The sequence below is a fragment of the Bradyrhizobium altum genome (assembly GCF_020889705.1).
Classification (GTDB): domain Bacteria; phylum Pseudomonadota; class Alphaproteobacteria; order Rhizobiales; family Xanthobacteraceae; genus Bradyrhizobium; species Bradyrhizobium altum.
On sequence record NZ_JACMYP010000129.1, the window covers coordinates 1 to 25,336 of the forward strand.

17 protein-coding genes, 1 tRNA gene and 5 pseudogenes are annotated in these 25,336 nt (G+C 60.7%); 10 read left to right on the forward strand and 13 right to left on the reverse strand.

What is annotated here, in order from left to right; translation table 11 throughout:
* From H8B02_RS27330 to H8B02_RS27360, 7 genes and pseudogenes are all read right to left on the reverse strand, one after another.
* Positions 1-892: pseudogene (locus H8B02_RS27330) on the reverse strand (NEL-type E3 ubiquitin ligase domain-containing protein); the annotation flags it as partial.
* Positions 893-1,763: 871 nt separating this feature from the next.
* Positions 1,764-3,536 (reverse strand): tetratricopeptide repeat protein, encoded by a 1,773-nt coding sequence (locus H8B02_RS27335; RefSeq protein WP_229169086.1) that lies wholly within the window; start codon positions 3,534-3,536, stop codon positions 1,764-1,766.
* Between the two features lie 5 nt (positions 3,537-3,541).
* Positions 3,542-4,198, reverse strand: a complete 657-nt coding sequence (locus H8B02_RS27340) for a DUF3540 domain-containing protein (RefSeq protein ID WP_229169087.1) — start codon at positions 4,196-4,198, stop codon at positions 3,542-3,544.
* A gap of 17 nt (positions 4,199-4,215) precedes the next feature.
* Positions 4,216-5,172 carry a hypothetical protein gene (locus H8B02_RS27345; protein WP_229169088.1) on the reverse strand — a complete coding sequence of 319 codons (957 nt, stop codon included), beginning with the start codon at positions 5,170-5,172 and terminating at the stop codon, positions 4,216-4,218.
* A 33-nt stretch (positions 5,173-5,205) separates the two neighbouring features.
* Positions 5,206-5,613: a DUF4150 domain-containing protein gene (locus H8B02_RS27350; RefSeq protein WP_229169089.1), complete on the reverse strand. Its 408-nt coding sequence runs from the start codon at positions 5,611-5,613 to the stop codon at positions 5,206-5,208.
* Positions 5,614-5,617: 4 nt separating this feature from the next.
* Complete coding sequence (locus H8B02_RS27355) at positions 5,618-6,694, reverse strand: pentapeptide repeat-containing protein (RefSeq protein WP_229169090.1); 1,077 nt, start codon at positions 6,692-6,694, stop codon at positions 5,618-5,620.
* Complete coding sequence (locus H8B02_RS27360) at positions 6,684-9,836, reverse strand: DUF2169 family type VI secretion system accessory protein (RefSeq protein WP_274617704.1); 3,153 nt, start codon at positions 9,834-9,836, stop codon at positions 6,684-6,686. Before H8B02_RS27360 ends, H8B02_RS27355 begins: the two co-directional genes overlap by 11 nt.
* A gap of 553 nt (positions 9,837-10,389) precedes the next feature.
* On the opposite strand from H8B02_RS27360, the pseudogene H8B02_RS27365 reads away from it, so the two are divergent.
* The 8 genes and pseudogenes from H8B02_RS27365 to H8B02_RS27395 form a co-directional block, all read left to right on the forward strand.
* Positions 10,390-11,763 (forward strand): annotated as a pseudogene (locus H8B02_RS27365) (alpha,alpha-trehalose-phosphate synthase (UDP-forming)); the annotation flags it as partial.
* Between the two features lie 896 nt (positions 11,764-12,659).
* Positions 12,660-12,887, forward strand: coding sequence for a transposase DNA-binding-containing protein (locus H8B02_RS27370; protein ID WP_229169093.1), 228 nt, complete (start codon positions 12,660-12,662; stop codon positions 12,885-12,887).
* On the forward strand, positions 12,805-13,239 hold the full coding sequence (locus H8B02_RS48145) for a transposase DNA-binding-containing protein (RefSeq protein ID WP_312001262.1): 435 nt from the start codon (positions 12,805-12,807) through the stop codon (positions 13,237-13,239). The genes H8B02_RS27370 and H8B02_RS48145 overlap by 83 nt, the downstream gene beginning before the upstream one ends.
* A gap of 22 nt (positions 13,240-13,261) precedes the next feature.
* Positions 13,262-13,984: a hypothetical protein gene (locus H8B02_RS27375; protein ID WP_229169101.1), complete on the forward strand. Its 723-nt coding sequence runs from the start codon at positions 13,262-13,264 to the stop codon at positions 13,982-13,984.
* Between the two features lie 173 nt (positions 13,985-14,157).
* Positions 14,158-14,772 (forward strand): IS66-like element accessory protein TnpA, encoded by a 615-nt coding sequence (gene tnpA, locus H8B02_RS27380; protein WP_376711716.1) that lies wholly within the window; start codon positions 14,158-14,160, stop codon positions 14,770-14,772.
* 1,072 nt (positions 14,773-15,844) lie between these two features.
* The gene (locus H8B02_RS27385) at positions 15,845-16,570 is read left to right on the forward strand and encodes a helix-turn-helix transcriptional regulator (protein ID WP_229169095.1); all 726 of its coding nucleotides are present in this window, start codon (positions 15,845-15,847) and stop codon (positions 16,568-16,570) included.
* A gap of 591 nt (positions 16,571-17,161) precedes the next feature.
* Positions 17,162-17,698 carry an NEL-type E3 ubiquitin ligase domain-containing protein gene (locus tag H8B02_RS27390; RefSeq protein ID WP_229169102.1) on the forward strand — a complete coding sequence of 179 codons (537 nt, stop codon included), beginning with the start codon at positions 17,162-17,164 and terminating at the stop codon, positions 17,696-17,698.
* A 75-nt stretch (positions 17,699-17,773) separates the two neighbouring features.
* On the forward strand, positions 17,774-18,109 hold the full coding sequence (locus H8B02_RS27395; RefSeq protein ID WP_229169096.1) for a hypothetical protein: 336 nt from the start codon (positions 17,774-17,776) through the stop codon (positions 18,107-18,109).
* Between the two features lie 491 nt (positions 18,110-18,600).
* On the opposite strand, the gene H8B02_RS27400 is transcribed toward H8B02_RS27395, so the two are convergent.
* Together H8B02_RS27400 and H8B02_RS27405 are read right to left on the reverse strand one after the other, a co-directional pair.
* Positions 18,601-19,911 (reverse strand): NEL-type E3 ubiquitin ligase domain-containing protein, encoded by a 1,311-nt coding sequence (locus H8B02_RS27400; protein WP_312001263.1) that lies wholly within the window; start codon positions 19,909-19,911, stop codon positions 18,601-18,603.
* Between the two features lie 1,479 nt (positions 19,912-21,390).
* A pseudogene (locus H8B02_RS27405) lies at positions 21,391-21,593 on the reverse strand (helix-turn-helix domain-containing protein).
* A gap of 434 nt (positions 21,594-22,027) precedes the next feature.
* Between H8B02_RS27405 and H8B02_RS27410 the strand changes: the two are divergent.
* A pseudogene (locus H8B02_RS27410) lies at positions 22,028-22,260 on the forward strand (transposase); the annotation flags it as partial.
* A 147-nt stretch (positions 22,261-22,407) separates the two neighbouring features.
* Here the strand turns inward: H8B02_RS27410 and H8B02_RS27415 are convergent.
* The 3 genes from H8B02_RS27415 to H8B02_RS27425 all read right to left on the reverse strand — a co-directional run bounded on the left by H8B02_RS27415 (position 22,408) and on the right by H8B02_RS27425 (position 24,627).
* Positions 22,408-22,482: transfer RNA gene (locus H8B02_RS27415), tRNA-Val, on the reverse strand.
* Between the two features lie 114 nt (positions 22,483-22,596).
* The gene (locus H8B02_RS27420; protein ID WP_229169098.1) at positions 22,597-23,892 is read right to left on the reverse strand and encodes a coiled-coil domain-containing protein; all 1,296 of its coding nucleotides are present in this window, start codon (positions 23,890-23,892) and stop codon (positions 22,597-22,599) included.
* 129 nt (positions 23,893-24,021) lie between these two features.
* On the reverse strand, positions 24,022-24,627 hold the full coding sequence (locus H8B02_RS27425; protein WP_229169099.1) for a DUF1134 domain-containing protein: 606 nt from the start codon (positions 24,625-24,627) through the stop codon (positions 24,022-24,024).
* Positions 24,628-24,780: 153 nt separating this feature from the next.
* Between H8B02_RS27425 and H8B02_RS27430 the strand changes: the two genes are divergently transcribed.
* Entirely contained in the window at positions 24,781-25,245 is a 465-nt protein-coding gene (locus H8B02_RS27430) for a YHS domain-containing (seleno)protein (RefSeq protein WP_229169100.1), read from the forward strand.
* Here H8B02_RS27430 and H8B02_RS49060 read toward each other — a convergent pair.
* Positions 25,246-25,336, reverse strand: a pseudogene (locus H8B02_RS49060) (3'(2'),5'-bisphosphate nucleotidase CysQ); the annotation flags it as partial. It abuts the gene before it with no gap.

Consider the following 25,336-nt stretch of genomic DNA (forward strand, 5'->3'; position numbering starts at 1 on the left):
GGATGATACGGAGTCTCACCCTGATCGCCGCCGCGCACGCATGTCCGGCGCGATTGCCGCAGCTCCAGTGGCTCGCGCACCTGGCCTGATAGGCGAGATAGACCTCGACGAGGGGGAGCGAGGTCACCTTTTCGCGTGCGATCCCGTCCAGCGCGACCAAGCGGAACATAAAGCGGCCCTGCTAAAGGAGCTTGTCGAGATGCTCATTGTAGGCTCCGCCCAGAACATCAGCGTTCACGCGCGCGGTATGCATGCCATTCCAGTTCAACGTGATGCGATCCTCGCAGCTCTCGTTCGCTGCGACCGCCGCCTGGAAATACCGCTCGCGCAATGTCGGCCTCCCTGCCGCTTGCGGCAGGTCCTCGGCCACCGCCTGCCGGAATGCGTCATAGTTCACGGTGTCCCGCAGCCTGTGGAGGAAGCGTGAATATTCCTCGGCTCCCGGCTCGTCGGCGAAGCTCCGCCAGATGGCCGCCGCGTCCGGCTCGTCGAGCCAATCCGCGACTGCCTCGGCCAGGGGCCGCGCCCGATCTTGTGCTGTTTCGTCGGGATCCGAGAAGAACACGTTCGGGCCAGCATAACCCTCAGCCTTCGTGGCCGCCGTCAGGTTGGTCCGCCCCCGTGCAGGCAGCGGCTTATCATCCAGATCAACGAGGCAGCCGGAGCCGAGCTGCGTTAGCAGGGTCTCGGGCAGGCTGGTCAACCGATTGTTGTCGACGTGCAGTTGACGGAGTCCTGCCGGGAGATTGGTGGGCAGGTTGGCGAGCCAATTGTTTCTGACGTGGAGGCTTTGGAGACCGCTCGGAAGGATATCGGGCACCCTCGTCAGCTGATTGCCTTCGATATTCAGGTGTTGGAGCCCCGCCGGGAGGGCGGCGGACAAGGTGGTCACGGCGGCTCATGGGGCGCTGCTTCCTGCCAAGTTTTCGTTCGTCTTACCGCCTCTTGCCGATTCTCATGGTCGCCCTGCCCCGCTTCGGCCGCCCAGGCCTCAAGGATCTGATCTTGCGACGATTCGGCTGGAGCCGGAGTCTCGAGGTTCGTCGGCGGCTGACGCGCGCGGCTCTGTCAAGGCCTTGCCCTTCTGCTCCGCGCGCTCGAGCCTTGCTGGTCCCCTTGTTCGGGAGTTTCGCAAGTCATGCCAGCGCCTCGCTGGGCTTGTTCAATGCTTCTCAAGCAAGCGAATGCGCAACGACCCGTCTCCAAGCCGATCGCCATCACCACGAATGGTGATCACCGACGATTGATGACGATCAAGGCCCGCGGCCGAGCAGTTGCAGCGAGACGTTGTACGTCCGCACGACATCTGCGGCCGTCGCCGTGGTTGATATTGTGAACGGGCTTCATCACATTTCACGTCCTGAATCTGACCAAGTCAAGCGGTAACTTCTAGATCGAGACACTCTCGTGAGCGACAAGTCTCGTGTAACGGCGTCGGGTTTCGCTCCGAGGCGGCGCGCTCGTACCAAATGGGTCGGCGATGGCCGGCATGTCTGTTGTCGGATGATGAGCTTCCGCCGCCTCCAATGCTCGATCGCGGCAATGCCGATGGTACCGTCATCCAAAAGCGCACGAGCAACGTGATTGTCTCGAACGTGACACTTTCATTGCGTTCAAGCCGCTTAATCAGGTGCACGATGCGGTCGAGCCGCTTGGCTATTGCAGTCCTCCCGCCGATCGGACTCGACCGGAGAAGGAAGCGCCAGTCGCAGCTTAAGCAATCAGCGACCTGGGCGCGCCGCGATGCTGTGGGAGCGCGCCGCTCAGTCAATCGGTTGTTTGCGTAGCAGGGTCTCGAGGTGGCGACGACCTTCGTCGATCGCGCCGGACCAATGCCCGAACCGTTCCTGCACGACAACTTCGAATGACGGATACCACAGTGGCTTTCCGCCAGCCTGAGCCCAATACCAGGGATAACCGCGTGGCACGAAAACCACGCCGCAGACGCCGAGCGCTCCGGCGATATGGACGGCGAAGCTGTCGGGCCCGACCACCGCGTCGAGATTGGCGATCGCTGCGATCATTTCCGCAGGGCTCTCGATGTGCACGCCAGCATCGATCGGACGACTCCATCGCTTCATGTCATGCCGTTGCGCGCCGCTCATCAAACTGACAGGCGTGACGGAGTTTGGAAACGCAGCTGCGACTTGCTCCATCGATAGGCCGAGCGCGCCACCCTCCCACACGATGCCCACCAGAGGCCTTGCGAACGCGGCCAATGCATCCCGCCATTTGGCGAACAGTTCGGCCTCGGGGCGCAGGTAGGGAATGCCATCGGCAATGTTGCGGGCGTCGGTCGGCAGAACGCGCAATAATGATTGCAGCGGCATAGCCGAGATCGCGGGCCTCGGTTCGTCCAAAATCACCCGCTCGGCGAGGTTGGCAAGAAGAGCCTGATAACTTGGATGCGCGACCACATGCACATCTTGCAGGCTCGGCAGCCGACGCAAGAGACGAGCGAGTGCGATGAACTCAAGGGCGCCCATCGTCGGCGGCACGACTATCCGCCTCACAGGTGCCGAGGCGGACGGCTCGGGCGTCGGGAAGCGACCGAGCGTCAGTTCAAGCGTCGTCTGCAGAGACTTCGCTGCGTCATTCTCAGGTCGCGTGTGCACGACGTGACCGACAAGTGTGAGGGATTCGTCGAGCCGGCCAACGAGCTGTAGGACACGCGCCAGAGCAAGCGCGGCGGTAGGATCCGATTTGCGAGCGCGCACGAATTCTGTCAGTTGCGCAATGCCGCGGTCCACCTCACCCTTGGCAATCGTAACACGGGCCAAGATTTCGCGCGCACCAACATGAGCGGGCGCATAGGCGAGCAGTTTCTTGCAGGTGGCCTCCGCTTGCGACCAGAGTCCAGTTGCGGCGTGGCAATAAGCCAGATGCAAGAGCCCAGCTGTATCGAGCGGGGCGCGCAAATGCGCGCGCGCGGCAAGGCTGAGCGCCTCGTCGAGGCGCCCGCGTTCAAGCTTGAGCACCGATAAATTGCCCAGCGCGTCGGGATCGTCCGGAGCAATCTCAAGCGCACGAAGCAGGGCGGCCTCAGCCGCCGGGCTGTGGCCCAACGCGAACTCGATGGCGCCAAGTTGAACGAGCGCACGCGCATTCCTGGGCTCGTGGTGGACGACGGTCTCTGTCATCGCACGGGCTTCCGCAACCTCGCCTCGGTTCAGCAAGGCCTGAGCGAGCGCCAGCTTGATTTCCTCGCTCCGCGGGGCGAGAGCCGCCGCGCGTTCGAGGCAAATCACCGCCGCCTCAGCGCGGCCGAGCAATCCGTGAGCGATGCCGAGATTGGTGGTGAGGCCGGCGTGTTCGGGGTAGATGGTCGCAGCTTCAGACAGCATGTCGAAGGCAAACTCGATCCGCCGGCGCGCAAGCGCCAGTGTGGCCCTCGCATTGAGCGTATCGGGATCACTTGTGGTGGCGACCTCCTCGAGCAGCGCCTCCGCCTCCTCGAGACGGCCGGCCGAGATAAACTCCTGGGCCGTTCTAACCCTCTCCTGCCGGGTCGGAGCCGGCATGCCAGTGGACAGCATCTGTGCTATGCAACTGTGACGCGCTTGCCATCGAGGCGGAGATCCTCGCTCACCGCGATGACCTTGCTGTGCGCCATCTCGGAGGCAATGCCGGTGACTCTAATGGCCTGGGTTTCGGTCTGCAATGTGTCGATACGCTCGATCACCGCGACACGCTCGACCGCCTTTACCGTAAGCTGCTCGGCGCTCGCTTCCTGGATTCGCGCCGAACATCGGACACGGTCCGCGATCACCGTGTAGAGCTTGCCGATCCAGGAGCCTTTGTCCGCGAGCACGGCAAACAGCTTAGTCTGCAGGTCGGTACTGTCGGCGCGCATGGACAGGCGCCGACGCGCGGCGAGAGTAATAGTCTCGCCCTCAATCGACATGTTGCGATCTCCGGGCAGCGCGACCATGCCACCACTGGAATCCGCTCGCTCGAGCACGGTCACGACAAAGCCACGCTCCGCCTCAGTGAAGAGCAGCACCATGTCCTGTGGGATGGGCCGGACCAGGCAGCCAACAGCCACCGTCGCCGTGTGACGGGCGCCAGCGGTCTCGACCTCGACCGCAGAGCCATCGTCGCTGACCGACACGACACGGGCCCTGTGATGCCCAGGCTTAAGAAAGCGCTCAGCCATCGCCAAGATGTCGGTGCTTGTAGCACGGATCGGCATCGTCATCCTTGTTCTCCAGCTCGTTACATGAAATTTATCAACTTCTTTTGTATGACTTCCTCATTGCCGGAACTGGACGTGATCTCAGCTTTTCGGGTCACAAGCTTGTACTCTTCCGTGTTCGACTGTCCCTTTCTCAATTCTTCTTCGGAGTTGGATACGCTGGTCTTGCAGAATTTGATGTCGCGACCGACCGACTTGAAGTCTTCGACGGGAGCGAGCTTGAAATCGCTTGTCCTGAGAATCTTGGTATCGCTGTCAGCCGACTTGAAATCGGGTCCAAAAACACACTTGGTCGACTTTCCAATCACTTGCTTGACGTCGTGTCCTTCGACAATGTCAAGTTTGTTGCCGATCGTCATAGAGTTCATATCACTGAGATTCACTGAACATTCTGGCGAGATCTTGAAGGTGAACGCTTCTCCAAAGAACATGCTTACGTTCTTGGCCATCGTCAGCGTGGTAGCTGCGCCCATCATGCAGGTGAATTTGGTGCCTTGAAACAATTCCTTGGTGTCGCCCATCGTCTGCTTTTCCGAGTTTCCAACGGTCGTCTCCAGTTTGTGGCCGTTGTTGATGAGCTTGACCCGGTTCGAGGCCGTCAGGATGATGTCGGCAGGTGTCCCATTAGCGCCAGCACTGATTGACACGCCATTCTCGGCCGAGATCTCATAAGTTCCTTTCGAGACCTGATGTTGGGAGTTGCCGTTCGTGACCTCCGTGGTTTGACCGCGACCGATCTTGAGCAGCGCAGCGCCTTCGATATTGGCCTGGACGTCCTTGTTGGTGAAGGCAAGTAAGCCGGCATTGTCGCTTTCATGTTTTCTGATCGCGGCCGGACTTTCGCCAATAGTCGTCGTGAGACCAGTGACAAGTTTTTCTTCTTCGTCCGAATAAGAGCCGAGGCGCAGATAAGTTGACTTCGCCAGGGGAGAAGCCAGGGTGTCTGGGACGACCAGTCGCGTATAGGCATTTGGCATAGCGGATACTCTAATCGGATGGCTGTCGGCACATTAGCGCTGCGCCGTCAAACGTGTTTGAGAGGGGGATATCGAAAGTCCGAACGCGTTCGGGTTGGCACCATTCTGCTTAGTCGGCATCCCCATTTTCGCTGCCGGTGACCCGCCGATTGACAGATTGTCCGATCCCGCTTTGGCGCGGCCCGGACCCATGACAAGGCCAGAGATCACGCCGAGGCCCACACCTGCGTTGTCACCCATCGATGTCGCGCGCTCGGTCGTCATGTTGTGTGCCGGCATACACATGATCAGGCACCTAGACTGGGTGGGGATGGCCGTCGTGTTCACAGTGACGTTCGGATAAGGGGTCGGCACGAGGGCGGGACCCGATGGCGTCTTGCAGACATCCGGAAAGGCATGATCCTCCGCCAGCATCGGGCCATTTGAATTAACAAAAGTCATCTGTTTAGCACCCTCCGTTGAAAGGGATAACGCGGTTTGCATCGTAGAGTTCGGCAATGGCGCGTTCCGGCACGGTTTGCAGAGTACTGCGATGCCGGGGCACGAACAGACTACCTTCGGTCGACGCGCAGTGAAAGTCAGTGCGCAGAAATCGCGAGCCGGAAAAATCGCTGCCTTCAACCTTGGCGTGGTGCATCAGCGCATAGGACATGTCGGCGCCGGCAAACACGGCGCACCTGGCCGATGCACGTGTGAAAACGGCCGTCGTCAATTGTGTGCCGGAAAGATCGCAACCGTCCAGACAGGCTTCGATGAAGATGGATTGCGTCAAATTGGCATTGCGCAGCTTTGCGGTTCGCAGGTCAGCCCTGACGAACAGTGTGTTCGGGGCGATCGCGCCGGAGAGGTCGGCACCTACCAGGCTCGCGCCCGTCAACACCGAACCGGACAGGTCTGTTCCGGACAGGTTTGCTCCTCTCAGCTTGGCACCGCTCAGGTTCGCTCGCGCGAGCATCAGCCCGGAGAGTTCCCGCTCCGACAGATCGCATTCGGAGAAATGAATTGTGTCGCAGCGCAGTCCCGTGAGCTGTGCACTACGCAAATCGGCCTGCGTTACGGCGGCGTTCGTCAGCGTGGCGTTGTCGAGCACGACCTCGGCGAGGTCGCAATCCATGAGAGCGCTTTGAGAGAGAGTTGCCTTGCTCAGGATCGTGCGGGCCAACACGCAACGCATCGCTGTCGTCTGGCTGAGCCGCGTCTCACCGAAGTCGCTATGGCTGAAATCTGATGTCATGAACGTCGACTGGGTCAAGCGCGCCCGCCGCCAGTCGGATCCGCCAGCGTGGCAATCGACTAATATGCATTTGTCAAGGCAAGCATCAGCGAAGGAAGCGCCGCTGAAATCGCAGTCCTGAAACGTCATGCCGGTCAGGCGGGCGCGCGTGAATTGGCTGCCGCGAAAAGAGGAACTCAGCACAACGCCATCGTTCAGGCGTAGTCCAGATAGCGTCTCGTCATCGAGGTTAACGTCGCGCACGGGGAACTGATGATCGATCGACTGCAATAAGAGATCAATTGACATGGCGTGTGACCATCAGGACGGTGCGGTCGATATTTGCGTTGCTCAAATCGGCCGCGACCAAGGAAGCATCCATCAGGTCTGCGCCATAGAGATTTGCATCGCGCAGACTGGCGCCGGCCAGGTTGGCCTGGTTGAGATGCGCTTCGAGCAGGTTGGCCGCATAGAAGTCGCTGCCGCGCAGATCGTTGCCGGTGAAGACCGCGCGTTTCAGCGAGGTCATTCGGAAGGTGGCCCGCGCCAGCGTCGACTTGCCGAAATAGGCTCCGTTCAGTCGAGCCATGGTGAAGTCGGCGCCACTGAGGTCGGCCGTCTGAAAGGAGAGCGCCTCGGCGCTGCTGCGGCCGAACCGGGCGTCGCGCAGATCGACATCGCCGATGAAGCTGACTTGGTCAAATCGCGCGCTCGAGAGATCGAGTAGGGCCGCTGTCACCTTGACAAAGCAGGTTTGCTCAAGTCGCGCGCCAGCAAAGCTCGCACAAGACAACGAGAGATCCATGAATTGTCCGCGCTCGAGCACGGCCTCCCCCCAATCCGTGTTATCGAGGACGGCTTTGATGAAGGAGCATTCACGTATTTGCGCAGAGCGGAGCGTCGCCCCGATCATCGGTACCCGCAAAACTTGGAGCTCGGCAAGATGCGCTTGGTCGAAGCATGCGCCCACCATGCGTGCGCCGAGAAGATTGGTGCGCACAAGCTGGCTGCCCGCGAAACGTGTTCCACGGCAGTCGGCTTCACCGAGATTGGCTTCGGTGAGATCGGTCGCGCTTAAATCAGCGTTGATGAGCGTTGCACCGGTCAGCGCGGCTTTCCTCAGTTTCGCACCGGCCAGGTTGGTCCCGTTCAGCTTCGCGCCTTCAAGGAAGGCGCTGGAGAAGTCCGCGTTCGCGAACCTTCGTCCGGAGAGGTCGGCGCCGGCGAGATCCCGACCAGCAACCTGGCCCCCGCGTCGGAACTCCTCTTCCACCAGTTCGCCCAGCGCGCGTGCGACAGCCGGCGCCAGCATCGCGTCAGGCTTGAGCGGCTTGGGTGAGGCGAGCCTTGCCGCGGCCGTGCCGGCTGCCAATTGACCTTCCGCTCTGTCGATCTCGGTCCGTAGAACGGTCACCGCTTTCGTAGTTTCTGTCTTCGCTGCGGCGATCCCTGCTCCGGGCTCGTCACTGTTTGCCCCTTGATGGGGGGCACTCAAGGCCTCAAACGGCGCGCGATCATCGGACAGTGACGCAGGAAGGACCCTTCTGAGCGCCGCTTCAGCATCGGTGAGTGCCGTACGCGCTCGTTGGGCGGCTTCAGGCGGTGGATCGGAGGCGTCGATCTGGGCCAGTATCTCGTCAATGGTCAGGCGCTGCGGCGCCTCCGGCGTGACGCTCCGCGATTTTTCCGGCAGGTCTGGTTCAGGGATATCGGGAAGCAAAAAGGCGTCATCCGATATCGCGTTGCGTATCGGCTCGAGCGGCCGTCCCGCCGCCAAGTCAAAAAAACGAGCATGCGCAAGTTCGAATTGTTTTTGCTCGTCGAGCGGTTGCGTTGCTGTACCAAGGATACCGCCGCGCCAGTCTTTCGCCCGAGCGAACTTGTCTTCGATATCCTTTATGAGGCCTGGATCAGTATCCGGCAGCTCAGGGAATGGCGAGGCCTGCTGAAAGCTCGCGTCCATCGACTGCGCGGCGTCCGTGGAAGAGATTGCGGCAAGCAAGGCGTCGATATCGCTCGATGCGGCGTTTCCGCTAGCAAGCTTTTCATAGGCTCCAAGTATCGGTCGATATTGAGCGTCAAGCCTGTCGACATCGGATTCTGCCTTTGCCTGGACCGTCTCCAGCGCGTCGAGCATCGCGGATAATTCGATCTCGCCGCTCTCGAGTTCCTCCGGCAACAATTCGGGAATGCTCGATGGTTCGATCGACGGTATCTCGATCGTCGGACGCAGCGAAGGCGGGAGCTCAATGCGTGCGAACTCCTGATCGAGCGCCCAGCGAATGGAGGCTAGCTGTTGCGCTGCGCGCTGTTCGGCCAGATACCGACGCCGAGCTGTGCGACGTTCGCGTTCGGCAGCCGACATCTCAGGGGCAAGTTGATGTTCCGAAAACGCATAGCGTGGGGCGCTCGCTGGGTCGAGCCGCAGCCGCCGGACATTCAGATAATGATCGAACGGCCGCGCCGGCTCACCGTGTTGCTCGTAAGCGACCATAATGTCGCTAACGTCGCTGCCATCCAATTCCTGCACGGCAATCGCGGTGCGATAGATCATGACGCCGCGGCGGGCTCCCGCGAACAGCCACAGGGTATCGATGTACGTCTGCAGTTCCGTGACACCACGCATCGCATCGCGCCAGCCGATGAAGCAGCGCACGCGAAACGCTGGCAGGCGGCCTTCGATCAACGGATGCTGCGCAGAGAAGTTCTGCAGCGCGTAGGGTTCTCCGCCGCAGATGAAGCCGCTCAAGCGCTGGTCTGGTGGACCGAACAGGAAAAGCCGCGGATCGGCATCGCCCGCCAGAGCGGGGGCAACTGATTGCAGCCACGTGGCATCATAGGTTCCCGCATACTGTAAGCGCTCATTGCTATCAAGCGCCATTGGTCCGAAGGTTGCGGGCGGTGCGGTCGCGTCGATGAACTGAATAGCATGTTCGGGGCTTTCGACGTTGGGCAGGGCCACCAGTTCGCCGGCCATGCTGCGGCGGAGAGCCTCATGGCCGGCGCCGGCCCGGTTCGCCGCGTAGCCGGGCCCACCGAACGCGCGTTGGCCAGTGAGCGGCATTTGCTGGAATGGTTGCACTTCTGTTGGTCTCCATCCGGAGGTGGTCATCTGCCAATAGCGGTCGCCCGTCACCAGAAGGTGCTTCTTGATCGGTCCGAGTGTCCAGCCCAACATCATGCGCTCGGTCGGCCGTCCCTCAGGCGCCGCGGCATGTCCGGCGATGAGCAACTCGGCTTGCGGCTTGGGCATGCCGATGTCGAGAGGGGTGCTGGGCGGAAGCTCCTTCGCGGCCATCACCCAAAGCTCCTGCTCGCCCAGCAGACGACCGGCGCCCGGGTTGGCGAGGTCGAACATCGCGAAGACCGAAATGATGAGACTCGCCCCTGGAGGACGACGCTCGCATTTGGTCAACAGACCCAGTGTGCGGGGCTTTACAAGAACGGGCATGAAACCTGCCGAGACGATTTTCGTCTTTTTACCAATATTTCTCGAGCGTGACGGACTTTCGGTCTCAACATCCAAACGCGTCTTTGTGTCACATACCAAGTGAGGTAGGCAGCCATCCAGCTCCGCGTTGCATAAATAGTCGTTCCGTACCGCGGCGACGGTTTGATGGTCGAGGTAGCCGCGATTTGCTGCTGCGGAATCATCGACCGCAAGGCCGCTCGAGCGGCCAGATAGAAGACCAGGGTGCGGCTTGCCGAAAAGTACAGGCCGTTCGGTCTGCAGAAAACCGGTGCTTCGTTGGCTTGCGAAGGCCGCCTTCGCGCGAACAAGCCGTTAGCGAACTCAGCGCCGAAATCACCACCTCCGCCTTGTGGTAGCGAGGACCTACGTCGTACGCCCGTTATTCGAAACTGCGCGCTGTATTCGTTAGTAGCCGACGAAGCCCGCATGAAATCGCCGAAGCGGGTCGAATGTCAGGCCGTAAACCGTCAGCGATCAGGCGAGGCAAATTGATCGAACCGGCAAACGCAGATCAGACGGGAAAGGATGACTTGTGAATCTCGTCGTCGTCTCGAACCGAGTTGCCGGCAGCAACGCCAATGAACCAAAGACAGGCGGGCTTGAGGCGGCGCTGGTTGCCATGGTGCAACAATCCGGCGCAATTTGGGTGGGGCCGAGGCGCCCGCTGGAGGCCGAATCGACCGTCATGCCGCTCGGCAGAGGCAAGCTCGTGAGGGTGGATCTGCCTGCCGAGGTTTATCGCCGCTACTATGAGGGCTTTTCCAATTCGGAACTATGGCCAGCGTTACATTCGCTGACAGAGCGGATCTCCTCCTCAGCAGACGACTATAAAAGCTATTGCAAAATCAATGCCCGCATGGCGGATGCGCTGCTCGCGTATGGAAAGTGGGACGCGTTCTGGGTGCATGATTATCATTTCCTCAGGCTCGGCGCCGAGTTGCGTGATCTGGGCGTCGACCGACCGATCGGTTTCTTCCTGCACACGCCATGGCCGGCGCCCGACGTGCAGCTGGTACCGCATCATCGCGAACTGACCAAATCGATGCTTGCGTATGATTTGCTAGGCTTTCAGACCGACGAGGACCGGCAGAATTTCCTAGCCTGCGTCCGTGCCGATCTCGACCTCACACCTCGCGAAGACGGTGTTGTGAATTCGGACGATGGTCACGTCACAAGATGCCAAGTATTTCCGATCGGCATAGATACAGACAAATTTGCACAATATGCAGCAGACGCGAGTTCGAATGCCGACGTCTCATCGCTATTGGAAGGTCTCGATCGTGAGAAGCTTGCCGTCGGCGTCGACCGGCTCGACTACACCAAAGGTCTCGACAATCGCGTTCGGGCTATCGATCACCGTTTGAACAAGGAACCGCGCAGCATCTCGCTTTTGCAGATCGCGACCACCTCACGATCCGGCATCAAGAGCTACGATGACTATCAGCACGATGTCGCGGCTCTTGTCGAGGACGTCAACGCGCGTCATGGCGCGGACGGCTGGATGCCGATCCGCCACGAAACGAAGCCTCAGAGTCAGCCAGTGCTCGCGGGTCTGTACCGCGCCGCACGTGTCTGCTTGGTAACATCGTTGCGTGACGGGATGAATCTCGTAGCGAAAGAATATGTTGCCGCGCAAGACCCCAGCAATCCCGGCGTACTGGTCTTGTCGAAATTTGTCGGCGCGGCCAAGGAACTCGACGGGGCGCTGCTCATCGATCCCAACGACATCGAAGACATAGCAGACAAGCTTTCGATCGCATTTTCAATGTCGCTGCCCGACCGCATCTGTCGCTGGAAGAAGATGAAGGCGAGGCTCCGAGCTTATCCCATCCAGAAATGGTCGGAGGACTTTATCTCCGAGTTGGAGAAAATTCGGATCGAGAAACTCGCAAGACAGAGCCCGCGGGATGTGGGAGAGTCCAGCAGTTCGAAACGAGAGGTTGAGGGGAAATTGGCCGGAGGCGCAAGCCATTTTGACCTGCCGCGGCACTTGTCATGCCCAGCATTCGGTGTGCCGGCTAGGATATTAGATGAGGATTTCACTCACATCGTAGACTTGGGCTGGAACCACGGTCCTCAAGCGGCTCCAGACATCCTGCTCGGCGCGCTGAATAGCGTAGATGCCTTCCCCAGGTCGTACCAGCCCACAACAGATATTTACATCCACGGTCATCCCTACATGGCACAGTTGGCTGCAGGGATGGGGGAGGTTACCCCCAACAATCCGCTGGGCGTCAAAGTTATTCTCATACCTCGACTTAAGGGCGGCTGAACGCGCGTCGTGGCTTGTAATTGGCACCTCTTGCTTGAACGTCGACATCAAAGGTCTTCGGTCATCTATCGGCCGTCGCCTGCTAGAGGTCCAAGTTCGGGACGGTTGCCGGATCGAGGCCGTCGTCGTCGTTGAATACATTTGACTAAACGTCTCTACCAAAAATCGCTCTCGCAGTTTACCGCGATTGATGCGAATAGAGCGGTTCGGCGCCGGCACAAAAGTCGGCACAGCGTTTGCCGTTCGTTCGCCCTATAATCATCCACCTGTTGGACCGCCGCTTCGCTGACACTTTTGCCGGCACATCCGCCAGCCCGTCCAAGAGTCCTTCATACCAATCTTCCTCGTTATCCACGGCAGCCGCTTTCCCTTTTTGCCGTTGAATGTCTCAGGCATGTGACTGCGTCGTACGTATCCGAGCAAGCTTACGATTACCCATATTTTTCGGGAGTGCACTGAGCTGAAAAACTTGAGTCGCCGGAATCGCTTGCGATTCTTTGATGGGCACCTGATTCGAGAAGAGGTGCCCTATGGGACTGACTTCACGCGCCCGGGATGAGAAGGCGCATCGGTTGGCGTCTGATGCGGTGACCTGGTTTGACCGTGAAGCCGCGCTGTGCGAATTCCAGGACGCTCGACTTGGCGAGAGAGTTCGCATGCTGCTGAAGCAGATTGGTGGAGACATCGGCCAGAGCATTCCGATGGTTTTGCCAAGACTGGGCGAATACCAAGGCGGCCTATCGTTTCTTCTCCAATGAACGAGTAAGCGAGGCCGACGTCCTGTCTGGTCATTTTAAATCGACGCGGGAACGTATCGCGGCTGCGAAAGGGTCTGTTCTTGTCCTGCATGATGCGACCGAATTCACCTATCAAAGGGAGCGCCCGGATCTGATCGGGATGATTAAGCGCATCCCCAAAAGCAACTCTCGAAGATTGGACGGAAAACCCCAAACCTACGCGACATGCGGAATATTGATGCATTCGAGCCTTGCGGTGACCCTCGAGGGACTTCCACTGGGGCTCAGCGCCGTGAAGTTCTGGACCAGAAAGAAATTCAGAAGGGGTCGCGGCGCTCAGGCGCGAGGTCAACCTGACACGGATACCCATTGAAACCAGGGAGAGCATTCGGTGGCTGGAGAACCTCAAGCAATCCACTGAGCTTTTCGAGAAGCCATCGCAGTGCATCCATATCGGTAATCGTGAGGCCGATATTTATGAATTGTTTTGCGCCGCCCAAGAGGTTGGAACGCATTTCTTAGTAAGGACCTGCGTCAATCGCCTCGCAGGCGATGGTCTCCACCGGATCGAGGTCCAGGATAGCAAGGGCAATCCAGACCAGGCTGTTCTTGAAATCCGCAATCGTAAAATCCGTATTCTGCCGCCGATAGGCAAGCAGTCGCGGTATCCAGCTTTGACACTGGCAGTGATTCACGCTGATGAAAGAGGGGCGCCAAAGAACAGAAAGAAGATCGAATGGAAACTCCTGACCGATCTTCCGGTGCAATCGCGCAGGGATGCGATCGAGAAACTCGAATGGTATTCCCTGCGATGGAAGATCGAGGTCTTCCACAAGATACTCAAATCCGGCTGCACGGCGGAGGATTTGCAATTGCGGACTGCTCAGCGATTGACGAATCTGATCTCGGTATTCTGCATCGTGAGCTGGCGCATTTTTTGGATGACGATGCTCAATCGTTCCGTCAAATCACCGGAGTTTGTGCTGACCTTGATCGGGTCGTCAAAGACAAGAGTCCAGCCAGAACACAACGAAAGACATTCTCGCATTATCTCATCAAGATCGCCAGGCTCGGCGGCTATCTCGCCCGCGCCAACGATCCGCCACCAGGGAATCTGATCATGTGGCGCGGATTATCGCGATTCATCGATACCGCCGCAACGGGAACAAAACTCTGACTCAAAAATGTGGGTAATCGTAAGCCGAGCAGGGCCGCCTTGTGAAAAGATTGTGAGCGTAGCTGACTGTCCTTATGGATATGTATAAGGACAGTGCGGTGCCGCATAGAGGTGGTGGAGACCGGTCGGCGGCGCAGCTGGAGGAGTGTGGAGAAGCTCAGGATCGTAGAAGAGAGCTTCGCGGGGCCACGACTGGTTTCGGCGACCGCTCGCCGGTACGGGATCTCACGCCAGCTTCTGGTGAATTGGCGCAAGGCGTTGGCCTCCAATCATGGGGCTGGAGAGGGTTCGAGCGGCCCGACATTTGTCCCTGCGATAGTTGTGCTGAGCACGCCCCCAACGACGGAAGCTGTTGAGGCAGGCCAGATCGAAATCGTAAGCGCGAAAGGGCTGCGCGTGGTCTTCGGTCCCGGCGTGGACGTCGAGGCGGTGGTTCGAATTGTTCGCGGACTGGAGCGCCGATCATCCCGATCCCGACGGGCGTGCTGGTGTGGCTGGCGACGGGCTACATGGATAGGGCAGTGCTCTCGGTTCTGTCTGACCTCCGCGTGTGTGTTCCGAGCCGTCGCACATGCACGGTCGGTTGCCCTCTCATCGCGATTTGCCTTGTCGTCGTCGCCGATCGGTCAGTCCGGTGTTTTCAGATCAGAGTTCAAGCGTGGCGCACCGACGAAGTTGAGGCCAACAGCGCCTCGAGTCGGCCGTCGCGGAAAGCTGCAGTGTTTTTGATCCAGATCAACCGGTATGGCGGCTCACGTAAATGGCGCTGTCGCGTTTCCTCCCGATGTCACGATTGCTTCAATGTGATGCACAGGAACCCACCGCTGTCCTGTCAAGCCCTTGTCTAGACGGTTGAATTTTAGCCAACCCAATAATTGGTACGACACTTGCTCATCCGATCGGAGGTCCTCTCCCTTTAGGAGACGCGCATGCAAAGTGTCCTCTGCATCGAGCAGGTCTCACGACTGCGCCCATCTCCCGTCGTGCCTCTGATGCGACCACGATGTGCCGCTTCGATTCATTCGCACCGGATCTGCGCGGCGGAAGCGCTCAGAGGCCGGGCACTGATGCTCGGCGGCTACCTCTTGCGGCGACTGTGGCGTGTCGCTCATCGATCGCGTCCTCGACGCCGTCGAAGGGCGGAGGCTCGGCCAAGGCTAAGCGATGGCAATCCGCAGGATTGGGACGAAAAATGACACCCCTGTCATCTTCGATAGCACGCAGAGCATTGATGCCGATACCGCGCGGGTGGCACCCGACACCGGCGGGCGAGCCGGCCTGCTCCAGCTCACGATCGCCAAGTTCAGCGCCTCGGGTCTCGTCGTGCTGGCGCTTCAGACGGAGCGAGGGTGTCGTTCAGGCCGAACCTCGGGTTCGCACAATCCAATCCGACCTGTGCCCACGTCATAGCCGCTAGCGCTGCTTGTTTCGTATGGCCAGCCGGGTCATTAGAACGGTCGGATCGCCTCCGATCGGTTGCTAGTGTAGGTGGAACCACTGTGAGAATCTCCGTCAGTGCGGGCATTACATGGGCGGTTCAGCGCCCGACCTGCAGCGGTTGCGGCATGCCGTTCAGCCCAGAGGAAGGATAGCGGCGGCATCTCAACTGTTCGACGGAGACGATCACGCCAGCCGAGCTGGCGGCAGGACAACGAATTCGGGTATGGCGTCTGAGAAAGCATGCGCGCGCTCCAGACGTCACGAAGAGGAAACCCAGGAGTTCAGGTCATGGAATGGAACTTGGCTCCGCCTGAGACAGGCGCAATAGAACCCCGCGACACCGACCTTGACTGAGCCGCCCATGGATCTTTTCAGCTTCACTGAATGCGCAAACCAAACGCATTCGCTCAGAGCGCTGTTCGAGCTTCTTGTCAGCTGCGCCACCGAGGAGGGCTTCAGTGCGGTTGCTTACGGTGCCCTCAATTTCGTCGAGCCACTTCGCCTGGCGGAGTATCCACCCCCGACCGTGGCCGTGAAATGGCCGCCAGATTGGTGCGACCGATACTTCAAACGCAAGTACCACACCATCGATCCGGTGGTCCGGCGGACGCCGATGCTTTCCCGGCCGTTTTTGTGGGATCAACTCGCTGACCATTATCAACTTCAACCTGACGAGAGACGCGTACTGGACGAAGCCAGAGAGGCAGGCCTGAAGCATGGCATGAGCGTGCCATTGTTTGGGCCGCTAGGCCGGGTATCTGTGGTGTCGTTTGCATCTCCGTCCGACGATGCTGATCCGCAGGATCGCATCGGTCATCTCAACGCATTGGCCTGGCACTTTCACACCGCCTATGGCGAGATCGCACGTCCCTGCAACAATGGCGGTGAGAAAAAAGTGGCACTGTCGCAGCGGGAGATCACCTGCATGCGGTGGGTGGCAGAAGGAAAATCGTCATGGGAAATCGGGATGATCCTAGAAATCAGCGAGAATACAGTCAATTTTCACATCAAGAATGCGATGCGGAAGCTGGGGGCGACCAGCCGGATCCAAGCGATCGTCATGGCGATTCGCCTCAATGTTCTTTGAACTGGACTCGAACAGGAGCAAGCGCCAATTAGCTAAAGCGCGATGAGATTGGGTTGAATCGTCATCGCGCTTTAGCCTTTTGTTTGCGCATGGTCTTTTCGGAAAACCGCTTCGCACTTTTCCGGATCATGCGCTAGATTGTTGCTCCAGCTATTTGCAACATTTTGCCGGGGCACTATTCACTGAAACTGCAGACGAAATGCTCCGTCGAGACAAGCGATTGAAACCTCACGCTGCGGCAGGTTGTGAGCTCCGTAACCGTCGATGACGTGTCGGATCGGCTGATTGAGACGCTTCCGGCCGGGCTGCAGCGGCAACAACCAGCTGACCAGTCCGCCCGCTATCCTCCCGGCCGGGCTCCGGCGGCTGTACGTCGAGAACAATCAACTGAGAAGCCTGCCCGAGACCCTGTTGACGCAGCTCAGCTCTGAGTGCGAGGTTTCCCTGGAATTTACTCCCCTGCCCGAGCCGGTGCTGGCGAGTGTGGCGGCAGCTCTGAATGCCGGACTATGACGGCCCGGAGGTCTCCTTCTCGATGGAAGGAGAAGCAGCGCAAGGTCAGGTGCGGCCGCTGGCGGAGACGGTGGCGGACTGGCCCGATGGCGAGCCGGAGATGGTGACCGCTGGCAGGACTTCGCCGAAGAGCCGGGTGCCCAGGAATACGCGCGCTTCCTCGACAGGCTGCGCGGCGCCGTGAACTATGGCAATGAGGCGTTCCGGCAGGCGGTGCGCGATGATCTGAGGCAGGCGGCGATCAGGCCGCCATTGCGTAAGCTGTACTTCCAGCTGGACCTCGATGCGAGCGAGACTTGCGAGGATCGCATCACTTTGACCTGGAATGGCATGCAGACCGCGCGCCTGACCGCTGATGTCGAGGACGGGGTCTATGACAATCGGCTCGACGCACTGCTCCAGCGCGGCCGTGTCATGTTCCGTTTGGAGGCGCTGGACGGGATCGCGCGCGAGACCGTCAGTTCGTTTCCGCCGTGCCGCCCGAACGCCGACATCGAGGTCTATCTTGTCTACCGAAACCAGCTGCGGGACCCGCTGGAGCTGTCGCACATCGCGCCGGACATGCGCTTCCTCGACGTCTTCCACGTCAGTGAGAACGATGTTGCCGGGGCCTAGAGGTCGGTGCGGAACCAAGAGGCGGCGGGGTTCGCCGACTATCTGGCAACGCGTTGGCAACCCTGGGAGACGGTGGTGCGCCGCATCGCACCCGACGAACATGCAGCGATGCGGCAGCGGCTCGCCGATGCGATGGGCGAGGAGTTCGACAGCCGCCTGGGGCAACGACTGGCCGAACATCACCTGACCGGCAACGCCGATGCCGCGCGGCAGCCCGGGGTCCAATCAGTCGTGAAATCGCCCGCAAGATCATGGTCCCGCTCACGCAGAAGGTGCTCGCAGATCGCGGCCTTGCGCTGTGAGGCGGCCCTTCAGTGGCAAAGCGATATCAATCCAGCGTTTGCGCGACCGCGGATCTATGCAGTTCAGAGCAATTCAGCAAGCCAAAGCTCTTTCAACGTTGTCGCATGATGTCCACCCGCGCGGAATGCGGCGGCCTGACATTTGGTCGCACCCCATGCGGGTAAACTGAGCTGGGTGCAGCGGCCGCTGCGGCGCCGTTTGCTGAAGAAACTGCCCCGCCGCCGCCGGCTTGTCATGCTCGCTCTCGAAAGCGCGTGTTTCGATTGAGCGAGCTCATTCTGCAGCGCTGTCGTTCAGAGTATCTTGTTCTTCGATTTCAAATAACTCTCGAAGTGAAACACGGGGAACGCTCATGACCGGCACAAGGCTGAGACATTACGGCTGGGGACGGGAAGGCGAAGGCATGAGCGCGGAAGAGCGGGCGTTTGTCCTCGGCCGCGCCAACTGCGCGGTTCGGACTTCGGCAATCAGATATTCCGCTGAAATGTCCACCGCCTTTAATCTGTTGCCTCGATCGCTTTTGCACCGCATCTGCGCTTCGGCACGAAGGCTGCTGCGGACGCATTACAAATGAACCCCCGCGCAATTGGCAAGCCACTTCATAGCTGCAGGCCGCGGTCCCCGAGCACCTGGTGCATGGTCTCGCTTTTGATCTTGCGAACGAGTTCGTTCAATATTTGGGCTCCGAACACCCGCTCGGCATCGGGGTCGCCGGTCAGCTCCTGATCGGCGAGCCGTTGCTTCAGGCGACTCTCGAACTCCTCGCCCATCGCATCGGCGAGCCGCTCCTTCATCGCCGCATACGGTTCGGGTGCGATGCGGCCTACCACCGTCTCCCAAGGCTGCCAACGTGTCGCCAGATAATTTCCGAACTCCGCCGCCTCCCTGTTCCGCACTGATGTCTCGGCCGCGACAAGGTCGCCCTTGGTGACGCAGGAGACGCCGAAGAACAACATTTCCGGCGCGATGTGCCACAGCTCCAGCGGCTCGCGCAGCTGGGTCTGATATGCAAGATAGACCTCGATCTCGTCGATGTTGGCGTTCGGGTCAGCACGGCGGAGCGAGCGGATATTCTCGCGGGCTATCTCCTCCAGCGTATCCAACCGGAACGCGACGCGGCCCTGCTGAAGGAGTTTGTCGAGCCGCTCGTCATAAGCCCCATCCTCGACATCAGCATTTAGGCGTACGGTCTGCATGCCGTTCCAGGTCAAGGTGACACGATCCTCGCAGCTCGCGGTCGCTCCGAGGGCCAGCTGGAAGTACTGTTCAAGCAATTGAGGCCTGGTCACAGCATGCCGCAGATCCTCGGCCACGGTCTCCCGGAACGCGTTATCGCGATAGCTCACGGTGTCCCGTAGCCTATCGAGGAACAGCGCGTATTCTCGGGCACCAGGCTCGCTGGCGAAGCGCTGCCAGGCGGCCACTACCTCCGGCTCGCGATCGAGCCACTTTTCGAGGGCATCCCGCAGAGCCCGTGTCTGACCCTGCGACGGGAGGGCGTCAGGCACCCTGTTCAGCAGGTTGCCGCCGACGTTGAGATACTGAAGCGTCTCCGGGAGAGTGCCAGGCAGATTTGTTAGCCGATTGTTGCTCGCGTCGAGCCACCGCAGGCCGATCGGGAGTGCGGCAGGCAGGCTGCTCAGCCGGCAGTTGCTGGCGTTAAGCCGCCTGAGCCCGGCCGGGAGGGCGTCAGGCAGGCTGCTCAGCCGGCGGTTGCCGCCGACGTTGAGATCCTGAAGCGTCTCCGGGAGAGTGCCAGGCAGATTTGTTAGCCGATTGTTGCTCGCGTCGAGCCACCGCAGGCCGACCGGGAGTGCGGCAGGCAGGCTGCTCAGCTGGTTGTTGCTGACGCTGAGACCCTGGAGCCCGACAGGTAGTGCGGCGGGCAAGGCGGTCAGGGACAGGGACATCAAATTGAGCGGCTCGTGGAGATGTCCCGCCTCTTGCCAAGCTCTCGTTTGTATTATCGCTTGTTGCCGATTCTCGTCCTGCCCCCCTTCGGCAGCCCATTCCTGGAGCGTCCGCTCCTGCGACGAGGTAGGCCCGGCCGCGCCCGCCCGCGTTATAGCTTCGACCCACTGCGCCGCAGCTTGGGTGAGACCGCATAGGCAACCTTGCCGGTGCCGTCGTTCGGAACTTTCGGGTGCAATTCCAGGGCCCTGCTCAGCCCGTCCTGTATTCATCAATGCCGTCTTCTCCGCCTAGCAATTCACGCGAAATGCGCCGGAGCGTGTTGCTCCAAGCCGCCGCCGTTGTCAGCGCACATGGTGATCAGCGACCAACGATGGAGCTGGCGATCAACGACGGCGGTTGCCGCCATGCGGCCGCCGAAACGCGCCTCATTCGCCGGCCGAGCAATCGCGCGCCGGGAATCCGTCTCGTCGAATGGGCGCGTCTTGTTAAAGCCATCTATCATTTTCTGCAGTCAGATTTGAGCAAATCAAGACGACCTGTCCGTCGAGCTGCTCATGCTACGCGGCCCAGCTGTCGACAAGCTGACGAGCCTCGAACGACTAACGATACGCCGACGAACGCCCACCGATGTCTCTCGAGCCGTGCGGCGGCGCTCAGGATTAGCGGCGAGCTCACAGTGACCCGGCGCTGCGTATTTCCTCCAGATGGAGTTGGAATCCGGTGAGATGAAGGGCTGGCCTCGAACGACAGCGCTGGATCCAGGTCGCGCAGGCTGCTCGAACACGCCAGATCAAGATGGCTGCGATTTGGCGCCGCCCTGCCGCCGTTATCTATCGCAGACCATGCCTTCCGTCAGGCTTCAGCTAAGAGCGGGCGTTTGTCCTCGGCCGATACCATGCCAATTTTGGCGCCGGCGAATTCGATACGGTCACTGTTTCCGGCGTCGAAGACCTGTCCTTCTGGGAGCCGCGGTGTCCCGCCACCTTCGTTCACACCGTTCTGCACGACCGAACGCTACGACCGCGCCGCGCGCACTTACGGCAAGTCCTATCGCATTACGTCAGGGCCATGCTCCGCGATTACGATTGCGCGCCCGATGTCGTGGCCTATGGGCGCACGCGCACGCAGCACAGGTCCGATGGCAGCGTCAGCGTTGTCAGGGTCGCCGGGGCGGACTGGCAGTTTGTCATGTCGGCCAACATGGGGGCTACATCGATCGGGAACCGTTCGAAGCGAACCAGCGGCGCCTTGCCGATAACGCCGGCGCCTTCGGCCGCGAACGGCCGTCCGGGCCGACGCGCTTTTCCGGAAGCAAGAGCCGCAGACTCAAATCCTGTCACTGCGACCAATTCGGGCGTCTAGCTCAACTCGCGCGCTATTGCTGGACGTCATCATACTCAAATCCCATATTTGGCACGTTGGGTCGGTACCGGATGCTTTTCCGTGACGGTAACTGCCCCGACGCCAGTTCGCGTTCAGACCTTCGATGTACTACAAATCACAAGATTATTTCGATCCCATGCGTCAAGTTCGTCCACCGGGTATAGGACGGCTTTGCCGATCTTGACGTATGCAGGTCCGATTCGCATTGCGCGCCAGCTCCGCGACGTGCCCACTGTGACCTCGCCACGTATCGTGCAAGCACTTCCTCGGGCGTAAGGAATTTGGCGTCCGACATTCGTATTCTCCATCACTCCGCCGCACGACACGTCACGGTCGAAATGGCCGATGTTGATACCCTGAATGACGAAAAAACGTTATTCTCGATAAGCCTGCGTCGCTCGCGTCAAACGCGGACGACTTGGCGTGTCGGGCTTCGTTGATGGTCGCAGGATGGCGTGACGGAGCGCAATAAAAATACTTGCGCCGCTTGGCCCCAGGTCCACGATGTATCGAAGGCTGCGCGGGGCGTTCGTGGCGGACCAGAAAGGGAAGTTGCGCAGGCTAGTGCTCTCGGCTGAGTCGTGTCCCCATTGATGGTGTAGCTCGGCAGAGCCAAGCCGTCGCACGCGCGCCCCCACATAGCGCCGTAGCGGGCGGCTTTGCGGTGGTCACCGGCGGTTCGCCGGTAGGGTCGGGTTGCTGACACCAACCTGATTCGAGGAACCACCGATGACTGATGAGATGATGAACCTCCGCACGCTCGTGGAGAAGACCCCTGACGCGGATCTGCTGCGGGAGATGATTGACTTTGCGGCCCAGCGATTGATGGAGCTGAAGCGGAACCAGACCGGGGCTGCCTACGGCGAGAAGAACCCCCAGCGTCTGGCGCAGCGCAACGCTACCGCGACCGGACCTGGGAGACCCGCGCCGGCACGGTCGAGCTTCGTATCCCCAAGCTGCGCGACTAGCCAAATTGTCTTCGGAAGTTTTTTCGTTGCGCATTTTCGGGAATCACCGCGCGGGCGACGTGTGTCCCCATTGTGCCCCAATTATTTCGGGGTACACCTCACGGGAGGCGAATCCATAACCTATTGATTTAATGTAATTAATGGTGGACGCACAAGGGATCGAACCTTGGACCTCTCCCGTGTGAAGGGAACGCTCTCCCGCTGAGCTATGCGTCCGGGATGTGACGTGCCAGAGGCCGCTGGTCGGCGGCCGGTCGAAAAGTGGCGCTTCGTCAGAGCGTGCGATTTACGAAGTGCCGGGTAGGGGTGTCAAGCCAAACCCTGCGGGAATCAGGCGCCTTGCTGGCGGGCGCGGGAGGCGTGTGACTGCAATGCCCGGATGCGCTCGGCGAGCGTGCCGCCGCCTTCGGGCATCCCGCTGCCCGGCGAGATGCCATTTGCGAGACCGTTGGCGGGCTTGGCGGCCGCCTTGGCCGGCACGGTCGGCTCCGCCGCCAGCATGGCCTCGATCGCCGAATTGGGGCCCTCGAGCTGGATCGCGAGCTTGGCCACCTCGGCGGCGATGTCGTTGATGCGCTCGCGCAGCAGCGCGTTCTCCATCCGCTCGGTCGCCCAGGAGCTCTCGGCCTGCTGCTGGATCGCGTTGATGTCGCGCTGCAGCTTGCCGCGATCGTCGCGGGCGATGCGCAACTGCTCCTCGACTGCCGCCTTCTCCTGGCGCAGTCTCTCGAGCACGGACGATTTGCCGCCGCTTGTCGCAGCGATCTCCTCGCGCAGCTCCTGCACCGTCCGCTCGGCGGCGGCGTTGGCCTGCTTGAGCTGGCCGTTCTCGAATTCGCGTTCGGCAAGCAGCTTGCCCTGGGTCGCAAGCCGGGTCTCGAGGTCGGTGACGCGGTTGCCGAGCATCTCGGCTTCCTTGACCTGGACGATCAGCTGGCGGTCGAGGTCGGTGACCCGCTGGCTCAGATTCTCGACCCGGCCGCGCGCGTCGGTGAGCTCGCGCGTTGCGGTTTCCGACTGGTTGCGCTCCTGGGCGAGGCGGGCTTCGGTTGCGGCAAACTCCCTGGCGGCATCGCCGACACGGTTCTTCAACTCCTCGACCTGGGTCCGCACCGCGACCAGTTCGATCTGGCGGCCGTCCGCCGTCATCGAGCGGTCGCTGAGCTCGGCGTTGATCTTGCCAAGCTCGCCTTGCTTGTCGGTGAGCGCCTGCTCGGCGTTGCGCAACAGCTCGGTCTTGGCGGAAAACTCTTCCTCGGTGGCGCGAAGCTGCTCCTTCATCGCCTTCTCGCGCGCCTCCAGCGCGAAGATCGCGGCGTTCTTCTCGCCGAGCTCGATCTTCATGCGGTTGATCGCATCGGTCTTTTTGCCGAGCTCGGCGAGCTGGCTCGTGGTCTTGCTCTTGAGCTGGTCGACGCTCATCTCGAGCCGGCGGGCCGACATCGCGAACTCGGCGCGGAGCTGGTCCTTGTCGGCCTGGATCTCGGCCATCGACAGCGGGGTGGCCGCTTCCATGCGGCGCGTGGTCAGCCGCACCGCCCGGTTATGCACCAGCGGAACCATCATCAGGCCACACAGCATCGAGATCAGGAAACCGATCGCCGCGTACATGATCGGCTCGATCATGAAGGGTCACTCCAAAAAAAGAAGCAATTTGTTAATCACAATGCCACGGCGGGCCGGCCAAAGGCCAGCCCGTTTGCCGCGTTAACCTGAATCGCTAACCGTGTCGGATCACCCGTCCGGGCCCAAGACCTAGAACGGGTTCCAGGTCGCGCGCGGGGTGAATTTGAGATAGCCGACGCTGGCACCGAGCCGCAAGCCGATGCCGGAGCGAATCGGCACCAGCACGATGTTGTTGGCGGTCAGCGCCGTCATGCCGAAGCCGCCGACGATATAGGCCGAGCCGTCGATGCCGACGAAGCGTTGATAGATCGCCTGCGTCGAGGGCAGGTTGTAGACCAGCGTCATGGTGCGGGCGCCGTCGCCGCCCCAGTCGAAGCCGACCGAAGGACCCTGCCAATAGACCCGGAGGTCGCCGGCGTTCTTGGTGTAGAGCGTGCCTTCGCCATAGCGCAGCCCGGCCACGAAAGCGCCGGAGCCTTCCTCGCCGAGCACGTAACCGTTGGGCAGGCCCCATTGGCTGACCGCGCGCTCGATGACCGAGGCGAGCCCGCGCGAGACGTTGCCGAAGAACTTATGTCCGGCGCCGACCAGCTCGTCGGGCCCGTAAGTATACGGTGTCGGCTCACGCTGCGGCGGTGGATATTGCGGTGGTCGGGGCTGCTGCGCGGACGCCCCTGCGCTCCAGCACATCAGCGCGGCAAACGCGACCGCGGCAAGGCGTGATGCGAAAGTCATTAAGAACCCCTGCTATCGAAATCCGGGCGTTGCCCTTTAACCAGATGCCAACAGGCACGGCTCTAGGTTGCGCCCGGTGTCCCCTCGACTCGGATGTTATCGGTATCAACTATGACGGCACAACGGCAGGAAAGATATGGATCGTGCCGGGGCATGGCGTTTTTCGGCCTGTTGGCGGGCATTTTGACGGCCATCGAGCCCTCTTTACCTGTTCGGGCCACGACGACCGAGCGCGTGGTGACAAACCGCTACTCTGGCCTCGCGATCGAGGGATTCGATCCCGTCGCCTATTTCACCGATGCCGCCGCCACCCAGGGGCGGCCGGAATTCGAGGCCGCCGACAGCGGTGCGGTCTGGCGTTTCCGCAACGAAGGCAACCGCGCCTCGTTCGTGGCGCATCCGGAAATCTATGGCCCGCAGTTCGGCGGTTACGATCCGACCGATCTGGTGCGGGGCGTGACCTGCGCGGGCAATCCGCGCTTCTGGGCCGTCGTCGGGAACAGGCTTTATCTGTTCAATCGGGAACACAGCCGCGACGTCTTCGCCGCCGATCCCGCGCGCTTCCTGAAGGAAGCCGCGGCGCGCTGGCCGGAGCTGGAAGAAAGTCTCGCGCAGTAATCACGCCGCCGCGGCCGGGTCGCCCCAGGCAATGAATTCGGGCACCAGAAAGTCTTCGCGGCCGAGCCCGAAATGCAATTGGCGCCCGTTC